Origin of the sequence: Italian clover phyllody phytoplasma str. MA1, assembly GCF_000300695.1 — a bacterium.
Taxonomy (GTDB): domain Bacteria; phylum Bacillota_I; class Bacilli_A; order Acholeplasmatales; family Acholeplasmataceae; genus Phytoplasma.
Genome location: NZ_AKIM01000165.1, coordinates 1 through 723, shown reverse-complemented (window position 1 = coordinate 723; position 723 = coordinate 1). Strand labels below are relative to the sequence as shown.

The 723-nt window shown below is 28.2% G+C and carries 1 protein-coding gene; it reads right to left on the bottom strand.

Annotated elements, in window-relative coordinates; genetic code table 11:
* Window positions 1-80: 80 nt before the first annotated feature.
* The coding region (locus RI01_RS03140; RefSeq protein ID WP_026052466.1) for a DnaB-like helicase C-terminal domain-containing protein at window positions 81-723 on the bottom strand (643 nt) is incomplete at its 5' end.

Sequence of the window (723 nt, the reverse complement as noted above, 5' to 3'; positions counted from 1 at the left end):
TAATTTTTTTAATAAAACTGACATAGGAAAATGGGTTTGAATGTGTTTTATTTTATTTTGATAATTCATTGATAAACTCCTTAATAACTTTCTAATGGATAAGGTAAAATATAACCGATTTCTTGGAAGGTTTGAGTGGTCATTTCAAAGTGATAAATTAAATTCTTTTTCGTACCACTCCGATTTTTTTTAATTGATAATTCAATGATTTTTTGAGATTCGTTGTCATTAGCTTCTAAATATAATTGATTACAATTTTGATTATAGATATTTAATGGTTTTTCTTGGTCTTTATTGAGTTTTGGTTGGAATTCAGACATTATTAAGACAAGATCTGAGTTAGTTTCAATTCCGCCACTTCCTTTTAAAGCTGTTATTTCTGGAGATTTACCTTTGTAATGGCTATATGTATCTCTTGAAAATTGAGATAAAATGATAATAACAATGTTTAATTCCATGGCTAATTGTTTGAGTTTCGTCATTATTTCGTCAATGGCTAAACGGTCGTTTTCTAAATGATTGGATGATTTAGTAATTTGGAGATGGTCGATAACGATGATTTCGACTTTTTGTTCCAAAGAAAAACGATAAACTAAATCGATAATATAATCTATTTTTTTACTTTGATCATAACTAAATGATAAGTTAAGCTGGGAAAAGAATTGTTGAGCGTCATTCATCCTTTCCATGTAGGTATGTTGAGTAATGTTTGAGTCTTCCCAA